The following is a 23450-nucleotide window of genomic DNA, read 5'->3' on the forward strand; positions in this document are numbered from 1 at the left end:
GGCGTCCGCATGAAGCATGTCATTTCAATTCTGCTGGAAAACGAAGCCGGCGCCCTGTCCCGGGTGGCCGGGCTGTTCTCCGCGCGCGGCTACAACATTCAGGCGCTGACCGTGGCGCCCACCGAAGACCCGACCCTGTCGCGCATGACGCTGACCACCATCGGCAACGCGCGGCAGATCGAGCAGATTATCAAGCAGCTCAACAAGCTGATCGATGTGGTCAAGGTGGTGGACCTGACCGAGGGCGCCCACTACACGGTGGAGGTGATGCTGGTCAAGTTGCGTGCCGTGGGGCCGCAGCGGGAGGAGTTCAAGCGGCTGGCCGACATCTTTGATGCGAAGATTGTCGATGTGACGCCGACCACCTACACCCTGCAGCTGCTGGGCGACAGCAGCACGCTGGACCGCCTGCTGGAAAACGTGCATCCCGACTACATTCTGGAGACGGTGCGCTCCGGCGCGGTGGGCGTGCAGCACGGCGACAAGTTTCTACACGTTTGATTGAGAGGAAAGACCATGAGCGAAAGCAAGCAACTGAACATCTATTACGACAAGGACTGCGACCTGTCCATCATCCGCGGCATGAAGGTGGCCGTCATCGGTTTCGGCTCCCAGGGTCACGCCCACGCGCTGAACCTGTCCGACTCCGGTGTGGACGTGGTTGTGGGCCTGCGTGAGGGCTCCGGTTCCTGGCGCAAGGCCGAGCAGGCCGGCCTGACCGTCATGCCCGTGGCCAAGGCGGTGGCTCAGGCGGATCTGGTGATGATCCTGACACCGGACGAGTTCCAGGCGGAGCTGTATAAGAAGGAGATCGAGCCGCACCTGAAAGTGGGCGGCACCCTGGCCTTCGCCCATGGTTTCTCCATCCTCTACAACCAGATCGTGCCGCGCAAGGATCTGGACGTGATCATGATCGCGCCCAAGGCGCCGGGCCACACCGTGCGTTCCGAGTTCGTCAAGGGCGGCGGCATTCCCGACCTGATCGCCGTGCATCAGGACGCCTCCGGCAAGGCCAAGCAGGTGGCGCTGTCCTACGCCTCCGCCATCGGGGGCGGCCGCACCGGCATCATTGAGACCACCTTCAAGGATGAGACCGAAACCGACCTGTTCGGCGAGCAGGCGGTGCTGTGTGGCGGCTGCGTGGAGCTGGTCAAGGCCGGCTTCGAAACGCTGGTGGAGGCGGGCTACCCCGCCGAGATGGCCTACTTCGAGTGTCTGCACGAGCTCAAGCTGATCGTTGATCTGATGTACGAGGGCGGCATCGCCAACATGAACTACTCCATCTCCAACAACGCGGAGTATGGCGAGTATGTCACCGGCCCGAAGGTGATCAACGAGGAGTCCCGCAAGGCCATGCGCGAGGCGCTGAAGAACATTCAGGAAGGCAAGTACGCCAAGCAGTTCATTCTGGAAGGCCAGACCGGCTATCCGGAGATGACCGCCATGCGCCGCATCAATGAAGAGCACGAGATCGAGAAGGTGGGTGCCCGCCTGCGTGCCATGATGCCGTGGATCACCGCCAACAAGATCGTGGACAAGGAAAAGAACTGATCCTTTCCGGTTCCCGAGACAGAAAACCCGGCCGCGCGCCGGGTTTTTTCGTTTGAAGGTCAGGAGCCTTTCAATGCTTCCAGTGCGGCTTGTGGGGCCCGGTCCAGCACGCGCAACAGTGCCTGCGCTGCTCCGGTCGGGCTGCGTTTGCCCTGCTCCCAGTTGCGCACGGTTTCCACGGAAACATGGATGCAACGCGCAAAGGCCTGCTGGCTGAGGCCCAGCTTGTGGCGAACATGACGGGCGTAGCGGGCTGCATCTTCACGTGCGGCCCGCTCGTCTTCTGCCATCTGGCGGGCAATATCGATTTCACTGGTGGCGTCCACCCGCTCGGAATCGATGCGCCCTACGGGCTGATGACCTTCAAGTCTGATGCGAACAGTCTTTCCCATATTTTCGAACCTCCCGTCTGTTGGCTTTGCGGGCTGAGATAATCCGAATGGCCTGACCACGGGGTGTGTAGACCACAACGAACAGGCGTCCTTCGATGCAGCCATACACCCGAAACCGCTGCTCGCCATATTCGTATCGAGCATCCGGTTCTTCTACACGGTTGGGATCAAAGAAGATGCGGGCTGCGTAAAGGAAGTCAAAGCCCCGTTCCCGAAAACAGCGTTCGCTTTTTTCCTCGTCCCACTCGAATTCCATGGAGTGAGTATAGCATGTGTAGGCCTCTGAACCATGTTCATGCATGCAGCCAGTTCAGCCAGCCATGAGTAAGCGTGTATCCGGCACCCACCCAGAAGCCGGCCCAGAGGAGGGAGGCGACAAGGCTGCGCAGCGCGAAGGGCGCCCAGCGGATGCCGCTGATGCCGGCCATGGGAGGGGCGGCGGTGCGGCTGACCGGGTTGAACTTGGCCACCAGCAGCGCCAGCGCCAGATAGCGGTGCAGCTGGTGCTGCAGGGCGTCCACGCTTTCGTCGCGCAGGTGGAGGCGGCGTTGCAGCCAGCTTCTTGCCGGCGTGCCGATCTGCCGGCCGAGCAGGTAGCCGATCTGGTCGGCCAGTGCCGAGCCTGCGGCCGCGCTCAGCCAGACGCCGATGAAGGAGAGCTGACTCTGGTGGGCGCTGTAGCCGAGAAAGGCCAGCAGCGGCTGCACCAGAATGAGCGTGCCGATCACAGGCAGGTTTTCCACCGCCACCACCACGGCCAGTGCCATATAGAAGCTTGAGCCGTGGTGGGCGTTGAGCCAGCCAATCCAGTCGAATTCCAACGGGGTCTCCTCTGATTTTGCCGAGTGCCGGTCTGCCGCGCCGGGCGCGCGCTTGCGGCGGATCAATTATCGCCCCATTTTTGCCGCAAGGCACGGTTGTGGCGTTAAACTCGTAAAAAAATCCGGAGTGCGATGCATGGAGAAGACCGAACACGTCTATCCCTGTCTGGACAGTGAGACGGCGGAGCAGAAGCTCAGTGAGGTCGGCCCCAACGAGATCCGCGAAAGGAGCGTGCCCGGGTGGCTGCGGCTGCTCAGGCGCTTCTGGGGGCCGATTCCGTGGATGATCGAGGTGGCGGCCATGCTCTCCGCGGCGGTGCAGCGCTGGGAGGATTTCACCATCATCATGATTCTGCTGCTGGTCAACGCCATTGTGGATTTCTATCAGGAATCCAAGGCGCTCAGCGCGGTGGCGGCGCTGAAGAAGAAGCTGGCGCGCACGGCCATCGTCTGCCGGGACGGCCAGTGGCAGACGATTCCGGCGCGGGAGCTGGTGCCGGGGGATGTGATCCGTCTGCGCATCGGCGACATTGTGCCGGCGGACGCGAAGCTGCTGGATGGCGACTATCTGCTGGTGGATCAGTCGGCGCTGACGGGGGAATCCCTGCCGGTGCAGAAGCGCGCAGGTGACGAGCTGTATGCCAACAGCGTCATCAAGCAGGGGGAGATGGTGGCGCAGGTGACCGCCACCGGCGCCAACACCTTCTTCGGCAAGACGGTCAAGCTGGTGGCCCGGGCGGAGCGGGAGGCGCGCAGCCACTTCCAGCGCATGGTCATCCGGGTGGGCAACTTCCTCATCGCCATCACGCTGGTGATGGTGGCCATCATCGTGGCGGTGGGGCTGTGGCGGCACGAGTCGCCCATCGAGCTGCTCATCTTCTCGCTGGTGCTGACGGTATCGGCCATTCCGGTGGCCATGCCGGCGGTGCTGACGGTGACCATGGCGGTGGGGGCCATGGCGCTGGCGCGGCGGCAGGCCATCGTCAGCCGGCTGGCGGCCATCGAGGAGCTGGCGGGCATGGACGTGCTCTGCTCCGACAAGACCGGCACTTTGACCCAGAACCGCATGACCCTGGCCGAGCCGTGGCTCTATGGCGAGCACACGGCGGAGGAACTGTTCCTCATGGCGGCGCTGGCCAGCCGACGGGAGAACAACGATCCCATCGAGCAGCCGATTTTTCAATGGCTGGAGCAGAACGGACTGAGCGAGCGGCTGAACGGCGCGCGGGTGGAAAGCTTCATTCCCTTCGACCCGGTCCGCAAGCGCACCGAGGCGAAGGTGGCGCTCGATGGCGAAACCCTCACCGTGGTCAAGGGGGCGCCGCAGGTGGTGCTGGGCCTGTGCGAGCTGCCGCTGGAGAAGCGGGAGCAGGTGCAGGCGGCCATCGATGCGCTGGCTGCAGACGGCTACCGCACGCTGGGCGTGGCGGTGAGGCGGGAGAAGAGCGACCGCTTCGACCTCATCGGCCTGATCCCGCTGTTCGACCCGCCGCGGGAGGATTCCCGCGAGGCGGTGCGGCAGGCCAAGGCGCAGGGGGTGACGGTGAAGATGGTCACCGGCGACAACCTGGCGGTGGCCCGCCACATCGCCCGCATGCTGGACATTGGCGACAACATCCTTGACGTGCGCGAGCTGCGTGGCCAGTCCATGGAGGAATATCTGGTGCTGGCGGAGGTGCTCTCCGAGGCCTTCGTCAAGGTGCTGGGGGCGGCGCGCAGCGAGGAAGAAATCCGGCGTCTGAGCCGCCAGATCGTGGAGACGGTCAAGGATGAGCTGCATCAGCGCCCGCTGCCGAGCGGCTCGGTGCGGCGGCACGAGTCGGAGATCATCCGCCTGATCGAGCAGGCGGACGGCTTCGCGCAGGTGTTCCCTGAGGACAAGTATTTCATCGTCGATGAGCTGCAGAAGGCGGATCACATCGTCGGCATGACCGGCGACGGGGTCAACGACGCCCCGGCGCTGAAGAAGGCCGACTGCGGCATCGCGGTGGAAGGGGCCACCGACGCAGCGCGGGCGGCGGCGGACATCGTGCTCACCCAGCCGGGGCTGAAGGTGATCGTGGAGGCGATCGATGTGGCGCGGGTCACCTTCGAGCGCATGAAGAGCTACACCATCTACCGCATCGCCGAGACGCTGCGCATCATCTTCTTCATGACGCTGGCGATCACCATCTTCCAGTTCTATCCGGTGACGGCGATCATGATCATCCTGCTGGCGCTGCTCAATGACCTGCCGATTCTGATGATCGCCACCGACAACACCCACCACCCGCAGCACCCGGTGCGCTGGGACATGCACGAGATGCTGGTGCTCTCCAGCTGGCTGGGGCTGGCGGGGGTGGTCTCGTCCTTCACGCTGTTCTGGATCGTGATGACCTGGTTCAACCTGCCGCATGAGTTCATCCAGACGCTGTTCTTCACCAAGCTGGTGGTGGCGGGGCACAACACCATCTTCAACACCCGCATCGACACCTGGTTCTTCAGACGGCCCTGGCCTTCGGCCAAGCTGTTCTGGACTTCTCAGGCCACGGCGCTGATCGGTACGGTCATCGCCGTCTATGGCTTCGGGCTGATCACGCCCATCGGCTGGCAGTGGGCGGGCATCATCTGGGCCTACGCGCTGGCGTGGTTTGTGTTCAATGACGCGGTCAAGGTGGCGGTGGTGCGCTACTACCGCCGCAGGAAGGGGGTTGACGTGCTATGAAGTTCATCAAGTGGTTTGCCGAGATCGGCGCGCAGGACGTGCTGGAAGTGGGGGGCAAGAACGCCAATCTGGGGGAGATGTATCGGGCGCTGACACCGCTGGGCGTGCGGGTGCCCAACGGTTTCGCCGTCACCGCGGCGGCCTACCGTCATCTGCTGGACGTGCATGGGGCCTGGGACAGGCTGCATGAACTGCTGGACGACATCGACCCCGATGATGTGGCCCAGCTGCAGCAGCGGGGGCAGGCGGCGCGGGCACTGATCCTGTCGCTGGAGCTGCCGGCAGAGATCCGGGAGGAGATTCTCGCCGGCTATGCGAAACTGCGCGAGGAGTATGGCGACACCCTGTCGCTTGCGGTGCGCAGCTCCGCCACGGCGGAGGACTCGCCCGGCGCCTCCTTCGCCGGCCAGCACGACACCTACCTGAACATTCAGGGCGATGAGGCGCTGCTGGACGCCTACCGACGCTGTCTCGCCTCCCTGTTCACCGACCGGGCCATCCACTACCGCATTGACAAGGGCATCAGCCACTTCACCACCTGGAACGCCGTTACCGTGATGAAGATGGTGCGCTCCGATGTGGGGGCCAGCGGAGTGATGTTCTCGCTGGATACGGAGACCGGCTTTCGTGACGTGGTGTTCATCAATGCCGCTTACGGTCTGGGTGAGAATGTGGTGCAGGGGGCGGTGGATCCCGACACCTTCTATGTGCACAAGCCCACCTTCGAGAAGGGGCATCGGGCGGTGCTCAAGCGTCGGCTGGGGCGCAAGCAGATCAAGATGATCTTCTCCGACACCCTCAATACCGACAACATCGCCGTGGAGTTCACCCGCAATGTGGATACCACCCCGGAGGAGCGCCAGCGCTACGCCCTGACCGATGAGGAGGTGATGGTGCTGGCCGACTACGCCATCAAGGTGGAGCGCCATTATCGGGAGCAGGTCTATGGCCACGACCAGCCCATGGACATGGAGTGGGCCAGGGACGGGCTGGACGGGCAGCTCTACATGGTGCAGGCCCGTCCAGAGACGGTTCACTCCGTGCGCAGAGGCACGGTGCTGACCCGTTACGTGCTGGACGAGACCGGGCCGGTGCGCATCGAAGGGCTGGCGGTGGGCACGAAAATCGCCGCCGGCCCCGTGCGGGTGATCCGGGATGTGAGCGAGCTGGACAGCTTCCGGGATGGCGAAGTGCTGGTGGCCGACATCACCACGCCCGACTGGGAGCCGGTGATGCAGCGGGCCAGCGCCATCGTCACCAACCGGGGCGGGCGCACCTGCCACGCCGCCATCGTGGCGCGGGAGCTGGGCCTGCCCGCAATCGTGGGCACGGGCAACGCCACCGAAGTGCTGCGCAATGGCGAAGAGGTGACCGTCTCCTGCGCCGAGGGCGAGGTGGGCCGCGTCTATGCCGGCCGGCTCAAATGGCATGTGGAAAAGACCGATCTCAGCCAGCTCCCCCGTCCGAAGACGGAGCTGATGCTTAACGTGGGCAATCCCGATCTGGCCTTCTCGCTGGCGGCATTGCCCGCCGACGGTGTCGGCCTTGCGCGCATGGAGTTTGTCATCAACAACGCCATCAAGGCGCATCCCAGGGCGCTGCTGGAAATGGACCGGCTGGATGCGGACATCCGCGCCCGGATCGAGCAGCTTCTGGTGCCTTTTGATGGGGATGCCGAGCGCTTTTTCATCACCACCCTGTCGGAGGGCATCGCCACCATCGCCGCCGCCGTATGGCCCAGGCCCTGCGTGGTGCGCACTTCCGATTTCAAGTCCAACGAATACGCCCAGTTGATCGGCGGAGACGTTTTTGAGCCGCAGGAGGCCAACCCCATGCTCGGCTTCCGCGGCGCCGCCCGCTATGTGGATCCGGACTACCGGTCCGCCTTCGCACTGGAGTGCGCCGCCATCAGGCGGGCGCGGGAGGTGATCGGCATGGACAACATCATCCCCATGATTCCCTTCTGCCGCACGGTGAAGGAGGCGGAGCAGGTGGTCGAGGTGCTGGCGGAAAATGGGTTGAAGCGGGGTGAGAACGGCCTTCAGATCTACATGATGTGCGAGATTCCCAACAACGTCATTCAGGCCGATGCCTTCGCCCGCCATTTCGATGGCTTCAGCATCGGTTCCAACGACCTGACCCAGCTCACCCTGGGCGTGGATCGGGATTCCGACAGGGTGGCGCGGGACTATGACGAACGTGATCCCGGCGTGCTGGAGATGATCCGTCTGGCCATCGAGGGCTGCCGCCGCAACGGCATCCATTCCAGCCTGTGCGGACAGGCCCCGTCCGACTATCCGGAAGTGGCGGAGTTTCTGGTGCGCCATGGCGTTGACGCCATCAGCCTCAACCCGGATGCCTTTCTGCTCACCTGGCAGCGAGTGGTCGAGGTGGAAAGGGCGCTGGCGGCACAGGCCTGACCGTCCTCCGGCGGCATCAGGTCGATGCCTCTTTGGGGCGGCTGGCAGGCGGGCGACCCGCCGCCGTGGGCGCTGTCAGGCCGCAAACCACGGGGTCTCCCCTGATTTTGCCCGACGCCGTGTCACCGCGCTGCCAGCGCGCCGCAAAAATGCCTGCAAAAGTTGCTTCCATGCCGGAAAGGGGCCGTCAGAACGGGGTCTCCCCCGATTTTGCAGGCTGCCCGTGTCGCCCCGCTGCGGAAAACCACCGTCATGCCGCCTCTGAAGGTTTTTTCGCCCGGAAAAGGTATGGGCAACGGGGTCTCCCCTCATTTTGGCAAGTGTCCTGCCACCGCACCGGGAAAAAATCCGCAGAAGTGGACTGTTCACGCCGGATAAGCCGGTCTGCAACGGGGTCTCCCCCATTTTTGCCGAATGCCGTCCGACCGCGCCTCGCGCGTGCCGGAAAAAACGCTGCTGGGAGGCGTTTCAACCGGTCTTGCGCACCAGCATGGCCGCCAGCAGGATGAAGGTGCCGGAGCAGAGCAGCACCATCTCCATGCCGCCCGCCTGATAGAGCGCGCCGGAGAGCACCGTACCCAGCAGCCGCCCGCCGGCATTGGCCATGTAGTAGAAGCCCACATCCCTGGAAACCCCATCCTCCGTGGCCATGGCCACCACCAGATAGGAGTGCACGGCGGAGTTGAGGGCGAACAGCACGCCGAACAGCGCCAGACCGATCAGCAGCGTGGCGGTGGGAGAGAGCGGAAACAGCGCCGCCATGGCGAAGGGCACGGCGGCGAGTACGAAGGCCAGCAGACTGGCGGTGCCCGCCGTGGGGTGGGGGGTCAGCCGGGCGGTCAGCCGGGGGCTGATGCCCTGAATGAAACCGTAGCCGATGACCCAGGTGGCGAGAAAGCCGCCGCTCTCAACAAACGACCAGCCGAGCACGCCTTCCAGATAGACCGGCAGCGCCACTACGAACCATACATCCCGCGCCGAAAACAGAAAGAAGCGCGCCGCAGACAGCCAGTTGAGCGCGGCGGACTTGGAAAAAATCTCGCGGAACCGGCTTTTGGCCTTTGCCTTGCCCAGATCGGTCCTGAGCCAGATGAGCGAGCCGGTCAGCACCACCGCCAGCATGGCAGAAAGCAGCATCAGTGCCGGGCGGAAGCCGATCCACTCCAGCAGCGCCGCACCTACGAAGAAGCCCACGCCTTTCAGGGCATTCTTGGAGCCGGTCAATGCCGCCACCCAGCGATAGAGCTGGCCGGAGGCATCATCCGCCAGCAGCTTGACGCTGGATTTGGCCGACATCTTGTTGAGATCCTTGGCGATGCCGGAGAGCATCTGGGCGAACATCACCCAGGCCACGGACAGATACTGATCGGGCACGGTCAGCATCATCAGCGCCACGATCTGCAACGCCAGTCCCATGTTCATGGTGCGGTTGAGGCCATGGCGCGCCCCCAGCCAGCCGCCGACGAGGTTGGTGAACACGCCGGCCAGCTCGTAGAGGATGAACAGAGTGGCGATGGCGAACGGCGAATAGCCCAGCTGGTAGAAGTAGAACAGCACCAGCATGCGGATGGCGCCGTCGGTGATGGTGAAGGCCCAGTAGTTGCCGGTGATGAGGGCGTACTGCTTCAGCCGGGGCGACATGGCGTGCTCCTCAGCGCGCGGCGGCCCGGTTGAGCCGGCCCACCTTGCGCGCCAGCACCGGCGGCGGCAGAAGCCGCCTGATGGCCGCATGAATCTTCATGATGCATCTGCCTTTATTCGTTTATGCGGATAAGGGAACTCTATAAGCATGATGTATGGTGAAGCATGAACATTTTGTGACAGGGCGTCCCGGGCCGTGAGTGATGCGGGGAGACGGACGCTGATGGCACCGTCGCTCTGGGGGGTCTAACGGCTTTTGCCGGGCACCGGGCAGGAACGCCTGTGCGGGCGGATGAGGGCGGTGGCAGAGGTCGTGCCGGTCAGCCCGTGCAGCCGCCCTTGCTGCACAGTGCCTGATTCAGCGCGGCGTCATCCCTCCTGAGCTGATCATCCGTCGCCTTCAGCTGGCGCACCGCTTCCAGCGCCTGCCGCTGCCAGTCGGAGAGGTCTGGATTGAGGCGGTAGTGCATCCAGGTGCCCTGGCGTTCCGCCAGCACCAGACCGCCATTGCGCAGCAGCGACAGATGGCGTGACACCGTGCTCTGGGGCAGTCCCAGCACGCTCACCAGATCGCACACGCAGTGGCTTTCGCCATCCATCAGCAGGGCGACCAGCCGCAGCCGCACCGGCTCGCTCAGCAGTTTGAAGAACCCGCTTGCCTGTTCCATCATTTTGTCTTTTCCCGGAAACGGTGTGTCCATATTGTGTCATACCGGATTTGTTCTTGCATATATCCGCATATCCGAATAAAGTAATGTCATACCTTGTCATCACGGAGGACGCTGATCCATGTTTCAGGCACTGGGCGACTGGGTCGCCTACTCGCTGCTGGGACTGAGTCCGGAGAGTCATCTGGGCCAGGCGGTGCAGTTCTTCGTCATGGACACCGCCAAGATTTTCTTCCTGCTGGTGGTGATCATCTACGTGATGGGGCTGCTGCGGGCCATGGTGTCACCGGAGCGGGTACGCGAGTATCTGCGCGGCAAGCCGGTGTGGCTGCAGCGTGCGCTGGCCATCACGCTGGGGGCGATCACCCCCTTCTGTTCCTGTTCCTCCATTCCGCTGTTCATCGGCTTCGTAGAGGCGGGCATTCCGCTGGGAGTCACCTTCTCGTTTCTGATCGCCAGCCCCATGATCAACGAGGTGGCGGTGGTGCTGCTGGCCACCATCGTCGGCTGGAAGATCGCCGTCCTCTATGTCATCGCCGGCATGGTGGTGGCCTGGTTCGGCGGCATCATCCTGCAGAAGATGAAGCCGGAGCGCTGGGTGGAAGAGTATGTGTGGAAGATCCACATGGGCGAAACCCCGGCCATCGAGCAGGACACCTCGCTGGCGGGCCGCCACCGCTTCGCCATGCAGGAGGTGAAGGAGATCGTCGGACGCATCTGGAAATGGGTGCTGGCTGGCGTGGCGCTGGGGGCGCTGTTCCACGGCTTCGTGCCCCAGAGCTGGGTGAGCGAACACCTCTCCGGCGGCGACTGGTGGTCGGTGCCGGCGGTGGTCATCCTCGGCGTGCCGCTCTATTCCAACGCCACCGGTGTGGTGCCGGTGGTGGAGGCCTTGCTCAGCAAGGGCGTGCCGCTGGGCACCACGCTTGCGCTGATGATGAGCATCGCCGCGCTCTCCCTGCCGGAGATGCTCATTCTGCGCAAGGTGATCAAACTGCCGCTGATCGCCCGGTTCGTCGCCGTGCTGGCGGTCAGCTTCATTGTGGTGGGCTATCTGTTCAACTTTCTGGAGCATCTGATATGACTCAACAACCGCAACTGCACAAAAACATTCAGAACCTGGTGGCGCTGGGCGCCGCCATCGCCAGCAAGTGCCTCAAACAGGCGTGGCTGCTGGAGCAGGAACTGCTCAAGGCAGGCGTGCCGCAGCATCAGATCGACCAGGCGGTGGAGATCGCCGCGGCCATGCGCGATCAGGCCCATGCCAATACCGTCGCCCTGTTCAGAGCCGGGCCGCAGGCGCTGATCGACGGCATCAGCCAGCTGGAGATCGACAAATCCGCCCCCTGTGACTGCGAAGGAGATAGCTGCTGTACCCCGGCGGACAACGCGGACGAGGGTTGCTGCGAGAGTGAAAGCAGCAGCTGCTGTGGCGAAGAGCGTGTGGAGTCGTCCGGCTGCTGTGGTGAGGACAGCGCGGAATCGTCCGGTTGTTGTGGCGGTGATGACGATGTGACCACACCAAAAGGATGCTGTGGCTGATCTTTGTAGAGGGCGAACAGAGCGGCGATGCGATTTGTGGAGCCATCCTGGTGGTTGTTGGCATCAGGGCCGGAAGTGCGCGGCGCATGTCTGACCGCAGGGAGTTTGCGCCGCGCCCGGCCCGGCCTTACAACCACTTGATGGCGGAACCCATGAGCGAGCTGGTCTGTCCGCCCGACAGGGGGTACAAATCGCTACGCAGGCTTATCAGTCACAGCAAGTCAGAATTTTGTAAAAAGGAGAAAACCATGAAAGAAATCAAAGTCCTCGGTTCCGGCTGCGCCAACTGCCAGACCACCGCCAGGCTGATTGAAGAGGTGGCCAGAGAACTGGGCGTGGAGGTCAACATCGAAAAGGTGGAAGACATCGCCCAGATCATGAGCTATGGCGTCATGTCCACCCCGGGTGTGGTGATTGACGGCAAGGTGGTGCACGCCGGTGGCGTGCCCGGCCGTGACCAGATTGCGGGCTGGCTCAAGTGAGCCACTGCGCCCTGCCGGTTCAGGGGGAGATCATCAACGACCACCGTTCGGACTGGCCGCTGATCGAGCTGACCCTCTACGGCAGCCGCAACGAGACGGCCAAACTGGCCAAACGGGTCAACTGCGCCCTGCGCACGTTGCCGTTGCGGGCGCGGCTGCACTATGTGCGCGACCCGCTGGCCTGGGCGGAGGCGGGCATCGGGCGGCTGCCGGCGCTGGCCGCGCCCGGCTGGCGGCACGAGGGCTGGCTGAGCACGGAGGAGATCGCCCGCGCGCTGGCGGCGCTGACAGATGGCAAGGAGGGAGAAGGAGCATGAAACGGACGGTTCTTCTGGCGGGAATGCTGCTGAGCGCGGCAAACGGCTGGGCCGGTCGTGGCTCGAACTGATCCTGTGGACTTTGCCCAAGTGGGGCTGGAGGAGGGCATGGGGCTGCGCGAGGCGCTGCTCAAGGCGGTGGACCTGCGCACCCGGCCCATCCTCATGACCGCCACCGCGGCGGGCGTGGGCATGATCCCCATCGCGCTGGAGTGGGCGGTGGGCATCGAGCGCCTGTCACCGCTGGCGGTGGTGGCCATCGGTGGCCTGATTACCGGCACCTTCCTCACGCTGGTGGTGGTACCCGTGTTCTTCCACCTGCTGGAGAGTGCCAGGCACCGCATTTATGCAAAATATTGATGCAAATCAGTCAAAAAGTGATTAAAAGGGGCTCCGCGCCCCTTTTTTCATGGGAATTTCACACGGCGAAAAATTGCCGCTGTGCAAAAATAGGGGAGACCCCATGAACAAGACAAAGAACAGCACACACAAGGAGAACGCTTATGGTCAGTCTGGTGACGCCCGTCTGTGAGTTTGACAAACCTGCGCCGGATTTCGCTCTGCCGGGCGTGGACGGCGAGATCTGGACGCTGGAGAAGGCCCGCGGCGAAAACGGGCTGCTGGTGATGTTCATCTGCAACCACTGTCCCTACGTGAAGGCCATCCTGCCGCGGCTGGTGCGGGATGCCCGTCAGCTGCGGGACGAGCATGGCATCAACAGCATCGCCATCATGTCCAATGATCCCACGCAGTATGTGGAGGACTCCTTCGACAACATGAAGAAGGTGGCGCGGGAATGGGACTTCCCCTTTCCCTATGTGTATGACGAGACGCAGGAAGTGGCCCGCGCGTTCGGCGCCGTGTGCACGCCCGACTTCTTCGGCTACAACCGGGACCTCAAACTGCAATACCGTGGCCGGCTGGACGCCTCCCGCAAGGAGCCGGCGCCGGAAGACGCCCGGCGTGAGCTGTTCGAGGCCATGGTGCAGGTGGCCGAGACGGGGCGCGGCCCCGAAGACCAGATTCCCTCCATGGGCTGCTCCATCAAGTGGCGCGATTGACAGGGAAAACCTCATTCCTGGCACAGGAATTGCTGATCGTCTGATGTCAAGTCAGCCTGAAGAGGAGTGTTCATGGCACGTCAGACCATCACGCCCACGGGGCGGGAGAAGCCGTTTACCGGTGAGCGCATGATCGTCTCCAAGACCGATCTGCGCGGCACCATCACCTATGTCAACCGTGCCTTCATGGAGGTGTCGGAGTTTCCCTACACCGAGCTGCTCGGCCGGCCCCACAACGTCATCCGTCATCCGGACATGCCGCGCACGGCCTTCCGCCACCTGTGGAAGACCCTCCAGAGCGGCGAGGAGTGGTTCGGCATGGTCAAGAACATCACCGCCAGCGGCGACCACTACTGGGTGTTTGCCAATGTCACCACCGACTACCGTGACGGTCAGGCCATCGGCTACTACTCCATCCGCCGCCCGCTGCCGGAGCCGCTCAAGCAGCTGGCGGGCGAACTCTATGCCGAGCTGCGCCGCATCGAGGCCGGCGAGGGCATGGACGCGGCGGAAAAGTGGCTCATGGAGCAGGTGGAGGCGGCAGGATTTGCCTCCTACCGGGACTTCATGCTGCAGACCTATCTCAGGCACGCCGGGCAGGCAGGAGGTGAGGCATGATGAAGCCGGAACGTCTGTTTTCCCGTGGGCACCTGAGCGCCGGCGCGCTCAAGATGTGGGATCAGGGCATGCTGCATACCGCCATTTCATTCGTGGTGGTATGGGCCATCGCCATCGCCTACGGTTTCACACACGGGCTGGACCCCCTCGGCTGGGTGCTGTGGGCGCTGGCGCTGGGCATGGTCGTCAAGGCGCTCTGGTCACTGCGCTTCATCAAGCGCAGCGTCAACCTCATCAGCGAGATCGACAAGGTGATCAACGCCGCGCTCAGGGGCAACACCAGTCAGCGCATCACCGCCAACACCCGCTGCATGGGTGAGCTGGGCACGCTGGCGTGGGACATCAACGACTTCCTCGACATCGTCGAGTCCTATCTCAAGGAGGTCAACACCTGCTTCAGCGCGGCGGCACGGGAGGACTTCGACCGCGTGCCTATTGGAAAGGGCTATCCGGGCAACTGGCGCCGCACCCTGCGTGACATCCGCACCGCACTGGAAGCCATGGAGCAGGCGGCCAGCTTCTCCCGCAGGAACCGCCTGCTCAGCGAGCTGCATCATCTCAACACCAGCCGGCTGATTCCCAATCTGTTCAAGAACCAGCAGTCGGTTACCACCGTCAAGGACAAGCTGGAGGATGCCCTGCAACTGTCCGAGCAGAACCGCCAGGTGGCGGTGGACAGCGAAGCCCAGCTGCAGCAGCTGGCGCGCACCATTCAGGAGTTCGCCGAGCAGATGGACGAGATGGGCCAGTCCGCCGGGGTGCTGGACGAGGCCAGTCGCGAGATCGGTGACACCGTGGACATCATCAGCGACATCGCCGAGCAGACCAACCTGCTGGCACTCAACGCCGCCATCGAGGCGGCGCGGGCCGGCGAGCACGGCCGGGGCTTCGCCGTCGTGGCCGACGAGGTGCGCGCGCTGGCGAGCCGCACCGGTCAGGCCACCGAGCAGATCAGCACCCTCATTGGAGATCTTCAGCAGCGTATCGGTGCCATGGTGACCACCACCCAGGGCATGCAGGAGGACACCCAGCAGGTGCACGAGGCCATGATGCGCTTCAGCCAGCTGTTCGAGGAGGTGGCGCGCAAGTCCGAGCAGATGCTGCGTGCTCTGCGCGAGAGCGAGGATTGGCTGTTCGGCACGCTGGTCAAGGTGGATCACATTCTCTACATGCAGCGCGGCTACATTGCCGTGGAGCGTGCCGGCGAAGGCGAGGAGGCGCAGGCGGTCGCGGTGGATCACCACAACTGCCGGCTGGGCAAATGGTATTACGAAGGCCACGGTTACGAGGCCTTCCACGAGCTCAACGCCTACCGCGAACTGGAGAAGTGGCATGCACAGGTGCATCAGGGTGTGCACAGAGCGCTTGCGCTTTCCAAGGAGGACTGGATGCACGATGAGACGGTGCTCAACGGCATTGTCGAGGCCATGAAGCAGGCCGAAGAGGGCAGCGAAAAAGTGATCGAGCTGATCGACCGCATGATGTGCGAGAAGCACGGTTGCTGAAAGTTGTTGATTTTCAAAGGATGATGGCTAAAATGCGCCCCTTTCTCGTGAAAGGGGCTTTTTGCTTATGAGCGCGCAGTCACCCAAAGTCGGCATCATCATGGGCTCGAAATCCGACTGGCCCACCATGCGGCACGCGGCGGCCATGCTGGACGAGTTGGGCGTGCCCTACGAGGTGCGCGTGGTTTCCGCCCACCGCACGCCGGATCTGATGTTTCAGTACGCCGAGCAGGCCGAAGGCCGTGGCCTGAAGGTGATCATCGCCGGCGCCGGCGGCGCGGCGCATCTGCCGGGCATGGTGGCGGCCAAGACGCTGGTGCCGGTGCTGGGCGTGCCGGTCAAATCCCGCGCGCTCAACGGGCAGGACTCTCTGCTGTCCATCGTGCAGATGCCCGGCGGGGTGCCGGTGGGCACCCTGGCCATCGGCGAGGCGGGCGCCAAGAACGCGGGCATTCTCGCCGCCCAGATCGTCGCCAATGAGGATCCCCGGGTGCGCGAAGCGCTGCGTGCCTGGCGTCAGGCCCAGACGGACGCGGTGCTGGCCCATCCCGACCCGCGCGAGGACTGATCGTTCATCCAGCCCGTTTCCACGGAAAACCGCAGGTAAAATGACCTGCGGTTTTTTCGTTTCAGGAGCACCCATGACGCCCATTACCCGCAATATCGGCATTCTCGGTGCCGGCCAGCTGGGCCGCATGCTCGCCATGGCCGGCTATCCGCTGGGGCAGAAGTTCGGTTTCTACGGCTTCTCGAAGGACGAACCCTCCGCCATGCTGGGGCACATGTTCACCCATGACGATGAGGTGGACGCTCTGGAGCAACTGATCAACTGGGCCGATGTGGTCACCTACGAGAGCGAGAACACCGATCCTGCCGTGGTGGACGCCATCGAAGCCGCTGGCGTACCGGTGCTGCCCGGGCGGGACGCCCTCTACTACAGCCAGCACCGCGGGCGGGAAAAGACGCTGTTCCGCGAGCTGGGCATTCCCACGGCGCCTTTCCGCGTGGTCGACAGCGAGGCGGCGCTGGCGCAGGCGGTGAGGGAAATCGGGCTGCCGGCCATTGCCAAGACCACCACCGGCGGCTATGACGGCAAGGGACAGTATCGCCTGAAGACGGCGGTGGAGGTGCCGGAGGCGTGGCGGACATTGGGCGGACGGGAGCTGATCGTGGAGGGGTTCGTGCCCTTCGAGCGGGAGCTGTCCATGCTGGCCGCCCGTGGACGGGATGGGCAGATGGTGTTCTGGCCCTTGGTGGAGAATGTGCATCATGAGGGCATTCTGCGGCTGACCCGCGCGCCGGCGGAAGATGTGGATCCCGACACGGAACAGGCGGCGCAGGGCTACCTGCGCAGGCTGATGGAACGGCTCGACTATGTGGGCGTGCTGGCGCTGGAGCTGTTCGACACCGCCGACGGACTGGTGGCCAACGAGATGGCGCCCCGGGTGCACAATTCCGGCCACTGGAGCATCGAGGGGGCCGACACCAGCCAGTTCGAGAACCATGTGCGCGCGCTGGTCGGTCTTCCGCTGGGCAGCACGCGTCCCGTCAGCCCGTGGTGCGCCATGATCAACATCATCGGCGAGACCGGCCCGGTTGAGGAGGCGCTGCGTCTGCCCGGCGTGCATGTGCACCTGTATGACAAGGCCGAGCGTCCGGGCCGCAAGCTGGGGCACATCAATGTGGTGGCAGGCAGCCGCCATGAGCTGGAGGCGCGCCTGCAGGTGCTGGCCCCTTTCTTGCCATAGAAACGCACAGCGTTGATAATGCCAATGAATTCGATAGGAGTTCTGCGGCATGAAGCGACGCACGCTGTTGAAAGGACTGGCCGCGCTCGGCGCGGCTCCACTTGCCGGCTGCGACCGCTTCGGCAGTGAGCCGCTGACAGTCAGTGTCAACGCCTGGATCGGCTATGCGCCGCTGGTGTATGCCGACTCGCGCGGCTGGCTGGCGCCGTTGAACGTCCGTCTGTTCACCACCGTTTCCCTCGGCGAATCCCTCACCCTGTTCGAAACCGGCACCGCCATGGCCTTCAGCGCCACCCAGTATGAGTTTCATCTGGCGCGGCGGGATGTGCCGGATCTGGTGCCCGCCATACTGTTGGATCGCTCCAACGGTGGCGATGGCGTGGTGGGCAACCGCACCTTGGCGCAGCTGCAACGGGATACCGGACCCATCGACGTCTTTCTCGAGGCCGACAGCGTCAACCGCGAGGTGCTGGATCAGTTCGTGCGTCAGCACGGCCTGACGAACAGGAAGCTGGTGCTGCACGATCAGGATCAGATGCGCAATACGGAGCTGGATCCGGCGCGTCCGGCGCCGACGCTGGTGGTGACCTACAGCCCCTACATGGAGCAGATGGTCAGGAAAGGCTTCCGCCTGCTGGCCAGCACCCGGGACCTCTCCCTGCTGGTGGTCGATGGGCTGTTCGTGCGTCGCCCGCTGCTGCAGGCGCGGCTTGAACAGTTCCGCCGTCTCAAGCAGGTGGTGGACCGGGCCATCGACGACTTCCGCGCCCGGCCGGAGACGGTCTTCCCTCATGTGCGCGAATTCCTTGCCATCAAGAACGTGGCCGAACTGAAGACGGCCATGGCGGGCATCGAGTGGATCAACCATCCGCCCTCCGATCTGCTCCAGCGCATCGCTGCGGTGGGAATTCCTGTGGAGACGGTGCTGCCATGAGTCGTGCGCCCGCCCGTCCCGTGCCATTGCGACGGCTGGTGCTGCAGCTGGGCCTGCTGCTGGTGACCGTTCTTCTGGTGCTGGGCGGCGGATTTGCCTTTTTCACCTATCAGGAGGTGCTTGAGAAGGCCAGCCACGAAATCCAGAGCGCCCATACCCAGCTGGTGTTCGATCTGCGCCGCAACCTTTCCCGGAAGGATCGTCGCAGCCTGACCAGTCTGCTTCAGCAGTATGTCTACAGCCATCCGGTCTTCAGACGCATTGATCTCGTGATGGATGACGAGCGGGGCCGTCGGCTGATCGCCAGCAGCCGGCTCAATGCGACCACACTCCGCACGCTCACGCACTGCAGGCCTCTGGCCCGGCCGCCGGCGCTGGACTTTTCTACCGAATGTCTCGTTGGGCGGCTGCGCATCTTCGATGCCCATGAAAATCGCATGAGGCCACTTACGGTTGCCTATACCGTCAACCGACAGCATCTGCTCAATCACTTTCTGCCCTATCTGACCTTTGTGACGCTGGAGCTGCTGTTCGCGCTGGCATTCATCTGGTGGCTGCTGCGCAGGGTGCGTCAGACGCTGCAGCGTCCCATGGAAAAGCTGGCAAAAGTGGTGGAGCAGACCCACAGCGAGTTCCAGTTGCCCGCCCAGCTGCCGGTGGAGGAGCTGGCCCGCCTGAGCGAGCGCTTTGCCGAATATCACCGTCGACAGAGGGAGATGCACGACGAGCTCTACCGTCTGGCCATGGAGGACAGCCTCACCGGCGTGCTCAACCGGCGCGGCATCGTCGAAGAGCTGGACCGGCTGGTGGCCAGCTGTCCCCACAGTGATCAGGTGGTGGTCATGCTGGTGGACATTGACAACTTCAAGACCATCAACGAGTTGTATGGCCATGCCGCGGGAGATGAGTTGCTGCGCCATCTGGCCCGTGCCTGCCGGTCGCAGCGCAGTAGTGCCCGGCTGGGGCGGCTGGGCGGTGATGAGTTCCTGCTGGTGTGGTGTCAGTCGAAAAGCGAACCGGTCAATCCCAGGCTGCCCCGACTCAAGGTGACGCTGCCGGAGGCGGGCGAGATCGAGGCCAGTTGCAGCGCCGGTGTGGCCTGCTGGCCGGATCATGGCCAGAACGTGGACGAACTGCTGCAGGCGGTGGATGTGGCCCTGCTGGAGTGCAAGCGGCAGGGCGGCGGACATGTGCGCTGGTTCGACAAGGCGATGCAGGCGCGCATGCTGCGCGAGGCGCAGCTGCGCATGGACATGCACCGGGCGCTGGAGGAGGGCTGGTTCCATCTGGTCTATCAGCCACAGGTGGAGACACGGGAGGGGCGCATCGTCGCCTTCGAGGCGCTGGCGCGGCTGGAGCATCCGGAATTCGGGCCCGTCTCGCCGGCGGAGTTCATTCCCCTGGTGGAGAACTCCGCGCATGCCCGCGCCTTCGGCGAGTGGGTGGTGGACACGGCGTTGCGCTTTCTCGCCGGGCTGAAGGATAACGGGCGAGTGTGCATCTCCCTCAATATCCACAGGCAGATGCTGGAGCCGGCATTCATCGGCATGATCGCCTCGCGCTGCGAGGCACTGGGGCTGTCACCCTCACAGGTGATTCTGGAGCTGCTGGAGCGGGATGCGCTCATCACCCATCTGGGAGAGCACGCCGAGCTGCTGGCCGAAATCGAGCGCCACGGCATGCATCTGGCCATCGACGATTTCGGCACAGGCTATTCGGCGCTGGGCTATCTGGACCGCCTGCCGGTGGACGAGCTGAAGGTGGACCGCAGTTTCGTGCTGGCGCTCAACGAGCAGGGTGACGCGCCCCTGCTGCGCGTGGTTCGCCAGTTGGCCGAGACGCTGGAGATGGAGGCGGTGGTGGAGGGCGTGGAAAGCGCTCTGCAACTCCAGCGCCTGCGTCAGATGGGCTACAGCCGCTTTCAGGGCTTCCTGTTCAGCCGCCCGCTGCCGGAGAATGAGGCGCGCGCGCTTTTCGAGTCCTCGCCGGCACCGTTCGCTTCCCTGCTCTGAACGGGGCTTTCCTTTGCCTGCCCGGAAGTCCACCCGTATAATCAGGCGTTATTTCTCACCGGATATCACGCATGCGCGCGCTGCTTGTTCTGTCTCTCTTGCTGCTTGTCGTGCCCGTTCGCGCCGAGCCGCCATTGCTGGCGGCTTCGGCGGCCAACTTCGCCGACACCCTGCGGGATCTGGCCGCCCTCTACCGGCAGCGCGGTGGGGCAGAAGTCAGGGTTGTCACCGGCTCCACCGGCCGACTGTTCCACCAGCTGGCTCATGGGGCGCCCTATGGACTCTTTTTCGCCGCCGATGTGGCGCGACCGGACAAGCTGCACCGCATGGGACGGGCCGGGGTGCCGCAGGTCTATGCCCTGGGTCGGCTGGTGCTGTGGTCGCCCAGCGGCGAGCCACTGGCTCGGCTCCGCAGGGGGGATTTCCGTCATCTGGCCATGGCCAATCCGCGCACCGCACCCTATGGTCTGGCGGCCCGGCAGACACTGAAAAAGCTGGGGCTGTGGCCGCGCTACGCCGCCCGCACCGTGCGGGGCGAAAATGTTGGGCAGGCGTTCGAGTATGTGCGCAGCGGCAATGCCGAGCTGGGGTTCGTGGCCCTGAGTCAGGCGGTGCGGGCACGCCTGCCGGCGGCGCAGCTGTGGCAGGTGCCGGCGGATCATCACGCGCCACTGGCGCAGGCGGCGGTGGTCACCGCCCGTGACCCGGCGCAGCGTGAGCGGGCGCGCGCCTTTCTCGACTTTGTGCTGCACGATCCGGCGGCACGGACGCTGATCCGCCGCCATGGCTATGACCTGCCGGAGGAGAGCGGATGATGGAAGAAAGGGTGGCGCTGTTCGGTGGGCTGATGGCGCTGATCATGCTGCTCAATCTGCTGCTGGGCGTGATCAGCGTGGTGTGGGTCTGGCGGTATCGGTCGCTTTCCCGCCTGCTGGCGCAGCGGCCGCCGGAGCACCCGCGGCAGGGGCGCTGGGCGCTGTGGCTCATGGTGCCGGCCATCAGTGCGGCGGCCTTTTCCATGTTCCTGCTGGGGCCGGTGGGACTGGTGCTGCTGCTGGTGCTCGTCGTGATGTGGATCGTGCTGGTGATACGCAGGCCGTGGCATGCGCTGGCGCTGGGCGGGCCTGACGGGCGCTCGCAGCTGATGGTCATGCTGGTCGCCGGACTGGTGGGTGGCATGCTGATCGACTGGCTGCGCGTGGCCGTTCCGGGCGATCTGCCGCAGGCGGCGCTGGTGGGGCTGTTTCTGCTGGGCGTGGCGCTGCTGGTGATCCAGCGCGGCATTCTGCTGGGCGCGCAGGTGATGCTGTGGGCGTGCATGCTGGGCACCCGTGGCAGCTATGCGGCACGGGCGCTGGTGCTGACGCTGTTCACCGGCTATTTCGGTCTGTTCTACACCCTGTGGCGCGCCGGGCGCGAATGCACGAGAGAGAACGGAGATGACTGACCCGCTGGCGCAGGTGGACTGGACGAGCCTGTGGCTGACCTTCCGCGTGGCGGGATGGACGACGGCGATTCTGCTGCTGCTGGGCACGCCGCTGGCGCTGTGGCTCGCCTTCTCGCACAGCCGCTGGCGCCCTGTGTGGGAAGCGCTGGTGGCGCTGCCGCTGGTGCTGCCGCCGACGGTGCTGGGGTTCTACCTGCTGATCGCCATGGCGCCGGACAGCCCGGTGGGGCGGCTGTATGCCGCGCTGTTTCCCGACCGCACGTTGCCATTCAGCTTCACCGGCGTGGTGGTGGCCTCGGTGTTCTATTCGCTGCCGTTCATGGTGCATCCGCTCATGCAGGCGTTCGAACAGGTGGGGCGCGCGCCGCTGGAGTTGGCCGCCACGCTCGGCGCGCCCCGCTGGGCCCGGTGGTGGCATGTGCTGTTTCCGCTGGCACGGCGGGGCTTCTGGGTGGCCATCACGCTCACCTTCGCCCATACGGTGGGCGAGTTCGGCGTCATTCTCATGGTGGGCGGCAATATCCCGGGCGTGACGCAGGTGGCCTCCATCGCCGTCTATGACGAGGTGGAGAGCATGAACTATCCGGCGGCTCATGCGCTTTCCGCCGTGCTGCTGGTCTTCTCCTTCGCCACCCTGTGGCTGGTCTACTGGCTCAACCGCCGGCAGGTGGCCCATGGCTGAGCTGCACCTGTCCGGCTGCATCGAAGCGCCGGGGCGCACCCTTGCGCTGCCGGAACCGTTTGCCCTGCCCGGTGAGGGCGTGACCGTGCTGTTCGGCCCTTCCGGCGCCGGCAAGTCCACGCTTGTCGCCGCCCTGACCGGCCTGCTGCCGGCGCCGACGCTGACCGTGCGCCATGGCGATGCGCTCTGGCAGGCGCCGGGGCATCGCCCGCTGCCGCCCGAGGCGCGCCATGTGGGGCTGGTGCAGCAGCAGGACCCGCTTTTTGCCCACATGACGGTGGCGGATAACCTGCGCTTTCCGCTGCGCTTTACCCGCCGGCGCCGCTTCACATTCGATCAGGTGGTGGAGGCGCTGGGGCTGGTGCCGTGGCTGAACCGCCGTCCGGATCAGCTTTCCGGCGGACAGCGCCAGCGGGTGGCGCTGGGTCGGGCGCTGCTGCGTCAGCCCGACTGGCTGATGCTGGACGAGCCCTTCAGCGCGCTGGACCGGGACAGCCGCAGGGCGCTGGTGCGGTTGCTGCAGCGCAACCTGCCCCGCTGGCAGGTGCCGCTGCTGCTGGTGACCCACGCGCTGGACGAGGTGGAACGGCTGGCGGATCGGGTGGTGTTCGTGGGCGACGGGCAGGTGCGACCGCCGGTGCCCATCACGGCGGCGGTGGCCTCGCCGGAGAGCCCGCTGTTTCAGGCCCATGCACCGGTGTCCCTGCTGTTCGGCACGGTGGTTACGCCACAGGATGAGCGGGGGCTGGGACAGGTGGCGGTGGGGGCGCGCATGCTGACCACCGCGCCGCTGGAGGGCTTCGAGACGGGTGAGCCGGTACGGCTGCGCATTCCCGCCGCGCAGATTCTGCTGGCGAAGCAGCGGCTGGACGAGGTTTCCGCGCTCAATCAGCTGGCGTTGCCCA

Annotated in this window: 25 protein-coding genes; 20 read left to right on the forward strand and 5 right to left on the reverse strand. The window is 64.6% G+C overall.

Annotated elements, in window-relative coordinates; genetic code table 11:
* Window positions 1-9 precede the first annotated feature (9 nt).
* Together ilvN and ilvC are read left to right on the forward strand one after the other, a co-directional pair.
* Window positions 10-501 (forward strand): acetolactate synthase small subunit, encoded by a 492-nt coding sequence (ilvN, locus tag F8K16_RS04385; RefSeq protein WP_294947466.1) that lies wholly within the window; start codon window positions 10-12, stop codon window positions 499-501.
* Window positions 502-534: 33 nt separating this feature from the next.
* Window positions 535-1551, forward strand: coding sequence for a ketol-acid reductoisomerase (gene ilvC / locus F8K16_RS04390; protein WP_294947537.1), 1017 nt, complete (start codon window positions 535-537; stop codon window positions 1549-1551).
* Between the two features lie 59 nt (window positions 1552-1610).
* On the opposite strand, the gene F8K16_RS04395 is transcribed toward ilvC, so the two are convergent.
* The 3 genes from F8K16_RS04395 to F8K16_RS04405 are packed head-to-tail and all read right to left on the reverse strand — an operon-like array spanning window position 1611 to window position 2764.
* A complete protein-coding gene (locus tag F8K16_RS04395) occupies window positions 1611-1943 on the reverse strand; it encodes a helix-turn-helix domain-containing protein (protein ID WP_294947469.1) in 333 nt (110 codons plus the stop codon).
* On the reverse strand, window positions 1915-2199 hold the full coding sequence (locus F8K16_RS04400) for a BrnT family toxin (RefSeq protein ID WP_294947472.1): 285 nt from the start codon (window positions 2197-2199) through the stop codon (window positions 1915-1917). The genes F8K16_RS04395 and F8K16_RS04400 overlap by 29 nt, the downstream gene beginning before the upstream one ends.
* A gap of 37 nt (window positions 2200-2236) precedes the next feature.
* Window positions 2237-2764: a DedA family protein gene (locus F8K16_RS04405; protein ID WP_294947475.1), complete on the reverse strand. Its 528-nt coding sequence runs from the start codon at window positions 2762-2764 to the stop codon at window positions 2237-2239.
* A 136-nt stretch (window positions 2765-2900) separates the two neighbouring features.
* Between F8K16_RS04405 and F8K16_RS04410 the strand changes: the two genes are divergently transcribed.
* Together F8K16_RS04410 and ppsA are read left to right on the forward strand one after the other, a co-directional pair.
* The gene (locus F8K16_RS04410; RefSeq protein WP_294947478.1) at window positions 2901-5468 is read left to right on the forward strand and encodes a plasma-membrane proton-efflux P-type ATPase; all 2568 of its coding nucleotides are present in this window, start codon (window positions 2901-2903) and stop codon (window positions 5466-5468) included.
* The gene (ppsA, locus tag F8K16_RS04415) at window positions 5465-7888 is read left to right on the forward strand and encodes a phosphoenolpyruvate synthase (protein WP_294947480.1); all 2424 of its coding nucleotides are present in this window, start codon (window positions 5465-5467) and stop codon (window positions 7886-7888) included. Before F8K16_RS04410 ends, ppsA begins: the two co-directional genes overlap by 4 nt.
* A gap of 468 nt (window positions 7889-8356) precedes the next feature.
* Here ppsA and arsJ read toward each other — a convergent pair whose 3' ends face one another.
* Together arsJ and F8K16_RS04425 are read right to left on the reverse strand one after the other, a co-directional pair.
* The gene (gene arsJ / locus F8K16_RS04420; protein ID WP_294947483.1) at window positions 8357-9529 is read right to left on the reverse strand and encodes an organoarsenical effux MFS transporter ArsJ; all 1173 of its coding nucleotides are present in this window, start codon (window positions 9527-9529) and stop codon (window positions 8357-8359) included.
* Between the two features lie 320 nt (window positions 9530-9849).
* On the reverse strand, window positions 9850-10200 hold the full coding sequence (locus F8K16_RS04425) for a helix-turn-helix transcriptional regulator (protein WP_294947486.1): 351 nt from the start codon (window positions 10198-10200) through the stop codon (window positions 9850-9852).
* 118 nt (window positions 10201-10318) lie between these two features.
* Here F8K16_RS04425 and F8K16_RS04430 point away from each other — a divergent pair, with 118 nt between their 5' ends.
* The 16 genes from F8K16_RS04430 to F8K16_RS04505 all read left to right on the forward strand — a co-directional run.
* Window positions 10319-11281: a permease gene (locus tag F8K16_RS04430; protein ID WP_294947489.1), complete on the forward strand. Its 963-nt coding sequence runs from the start codon at window positions 10319-10321 to the stop codon at window positions 11279-11281.
* The gene (locus F8K16_RS04435; RefSeq protein ID WP_294947492.1) at window positions 11278-11739 is read left to right on the forward strand and encodes a hypothetical protein; all 462 of its coding nucleotides are present in this window, start codon (window positions 11278-11280) and stop codon (window positions 11737-11739) included. The genes F8K16_RS04430 and F8K16_RS04435 overlap by 4 nt, the downstream gene beginning before the upstream one ends.
* A 248-nt stretch (window positions 11740-11987) precedes the next feature.
* The gene (locus F8K16_RS04440; RefSeq protein WP_294947494.1) at window positions 11988-12221 is read left to right on the forward strand and encodes a thioredoxin family protein; all 234 of its coding nucleotides are present in this window, start codon (window positions 11988-11990) and stop codon (window positions 12219-12221) included.
* On the forward strand, window positions 12218-12538 hold the full coding sequence (locus F8K16_RS04445; RefSeq protein ID WP_294947497.1) for a hypothetical protein: 321 nt from the start codon (window positions 12218-12220) through the stop codon (window positions 12536-12538). Before F8K16_RS04440 ends, F8K16_RS04445 begins: the two co-directional genes overlap by 4 nt.
* 57 nt (window positions 12539-12595) lie before the next feature.
* A complete protein-coding gene (locus F8K16_RS04450) occupies window positions 12596-12898 on the forward strand; it encodes an efflux RND transporter permease subunit (protein ID WP_294947499.1) in 303 nt (100 codons plus the stop codon).
* Window positions 12899-13041: 143 nt separating this feature from the next.
* Complete coding sequence (locus F8K16_RS04455) at window positions 13042-13599, forward strand: thioredoxin family protein (protein ID WP_294947502.1); 558 nt, start codon at window positions 13042-13044, stop codon at window positions 13597-13599.
* A gap of 72 nt (window positions 13600-13671) precedes the next feature.
* Window positions 13672-14217, forward strand: coding sequence for a PAS domain-containing protein (locus tag F8K16_RS04460; protein ID WP_294947504.1), 546 nt, complete (start codon window positions 13672-13674; stop codon window positions 14215-14217).
* Window positions 14214-15722 carry a methyl-accepting chemotaxis protein gene (locus F8K16_RS04465; protein ID WP_294947507.1) on the forward strand — a complete coding sequence of 503 codons (1509 nt, stop codon included), beginning with the start codon at window positions 14214-14216 and terminating at the stop codon, window positions 15720-15722. The genes F8K16_RS04460 and F8K16_RS04465 overlap by 4 nt, the downstream gene beginning before the upstream one ends.
* 67 nt (window positions 15723-15789) lie before the next feature.
* Complete coding sequence (purE, locus tag F8K16_RS04470) at window positions 15790-16290, forward strand: 5-(carboxyamino)imidazole ribonucleotide mutase (protein WP_294947510.1); 501 nt, start codon at window positions 15790-15792, stop codon at window positions 16288-16290.
* 73 nt (window positions 16291-16363) lie between these two features.
* Complete coding sequence (locus F8K16_RS04475) at window positions 16364-17470, forward strand: 5-(carboxyamino)imidazole ribonucleotide synthase (RefSeq protein WP_294947513.1); 1107 nt, start codon at window positions 16364-16366, stop codon at window positions 17468-17470.
* 49 nt (window positions 17471-17519) lie between these two features.
* On the forward strand, window positions 17520-18404 hold the full coding sequence (locus F8K16_RS04480) for a hypothetical protein (protein WP_294947516.1): 885 nt from the start codon (window positions 17520-17522) through the stop codon (window positions 18402-18404).
* Complete coding sequence (locus F8K16_RS04485; protein ID WP_294947518.1) at window positions 18401-20416, forward strand: bifunctional diguanylate cyclase/phosphodiesterase; 2016 nt, start codon at window positions 18401-18403, stop codon at window positions 20414-20416. The genes F8K16_RS04480 and F8K16_RS04485 overlap by 4 nt, the downstream gene beginning before the upstream one ends.
* Window positions 20417-20487: 71 nt before the next feature.
* Window positions 20488-21231 carry a molybdate ABC transporter substrate-binding protein gene (modA, locus tag F8K16_RS04490; protein ID WP_294947521.1) on the forward strand — a complete coding sequence of 248 codons (744 nt, stop codon included), beginning with the start codon at window positions 20488-20490 and terminating at the stop codon, window positions 21229-21231.
* On the forward strand, window positions 21228-21863 hold the full coding sequence (locus tag F8K16_RS04495; RefSeq protein ID WP_294947524.1) for a hypothetical protein: 636 nt from the start codon (window positions 21228-21230) through the stop codon (window positions 21861-21863). The genes modA and F8K16_RS04495 overlap by 4 nt, the downstream gene beginning before the upstream one ends.
* The gene (modB, locus tag F8K16_RS04500) at window positions 21856-22545 is read left to right on the forward strand and encodes a molybdate ABC transporter permease subunit (protein WP_294947527.1); all 690 of its coding nucleotides are present in this window, start codon (window positions 21856-21858) and stop codon (window positions 22543-22545) included. Before F8K16_RS04495 ends, modB begins: the two co-directional genes overlap by 8 nt.
* Window positions 22538-23450 (forward strand): ATP-binding cassette domain-containing protein (locus F8K16_RS04505; protein WP_294947530.1); only part of this gene is annotated, 913 nt, incomplete at its 3' end. The genes modB and F8K16_RS04505, both read left to right, overlap by 8 nt.

The organism is Sulfurivirga sp. (assembly GCF_015490265.1).
GTDB lineage: Bacteria > Pseudomonadota > Gammaproteobacteria > Thiomicrospirales > Thiomicrospiraceae > Sulfurivirga.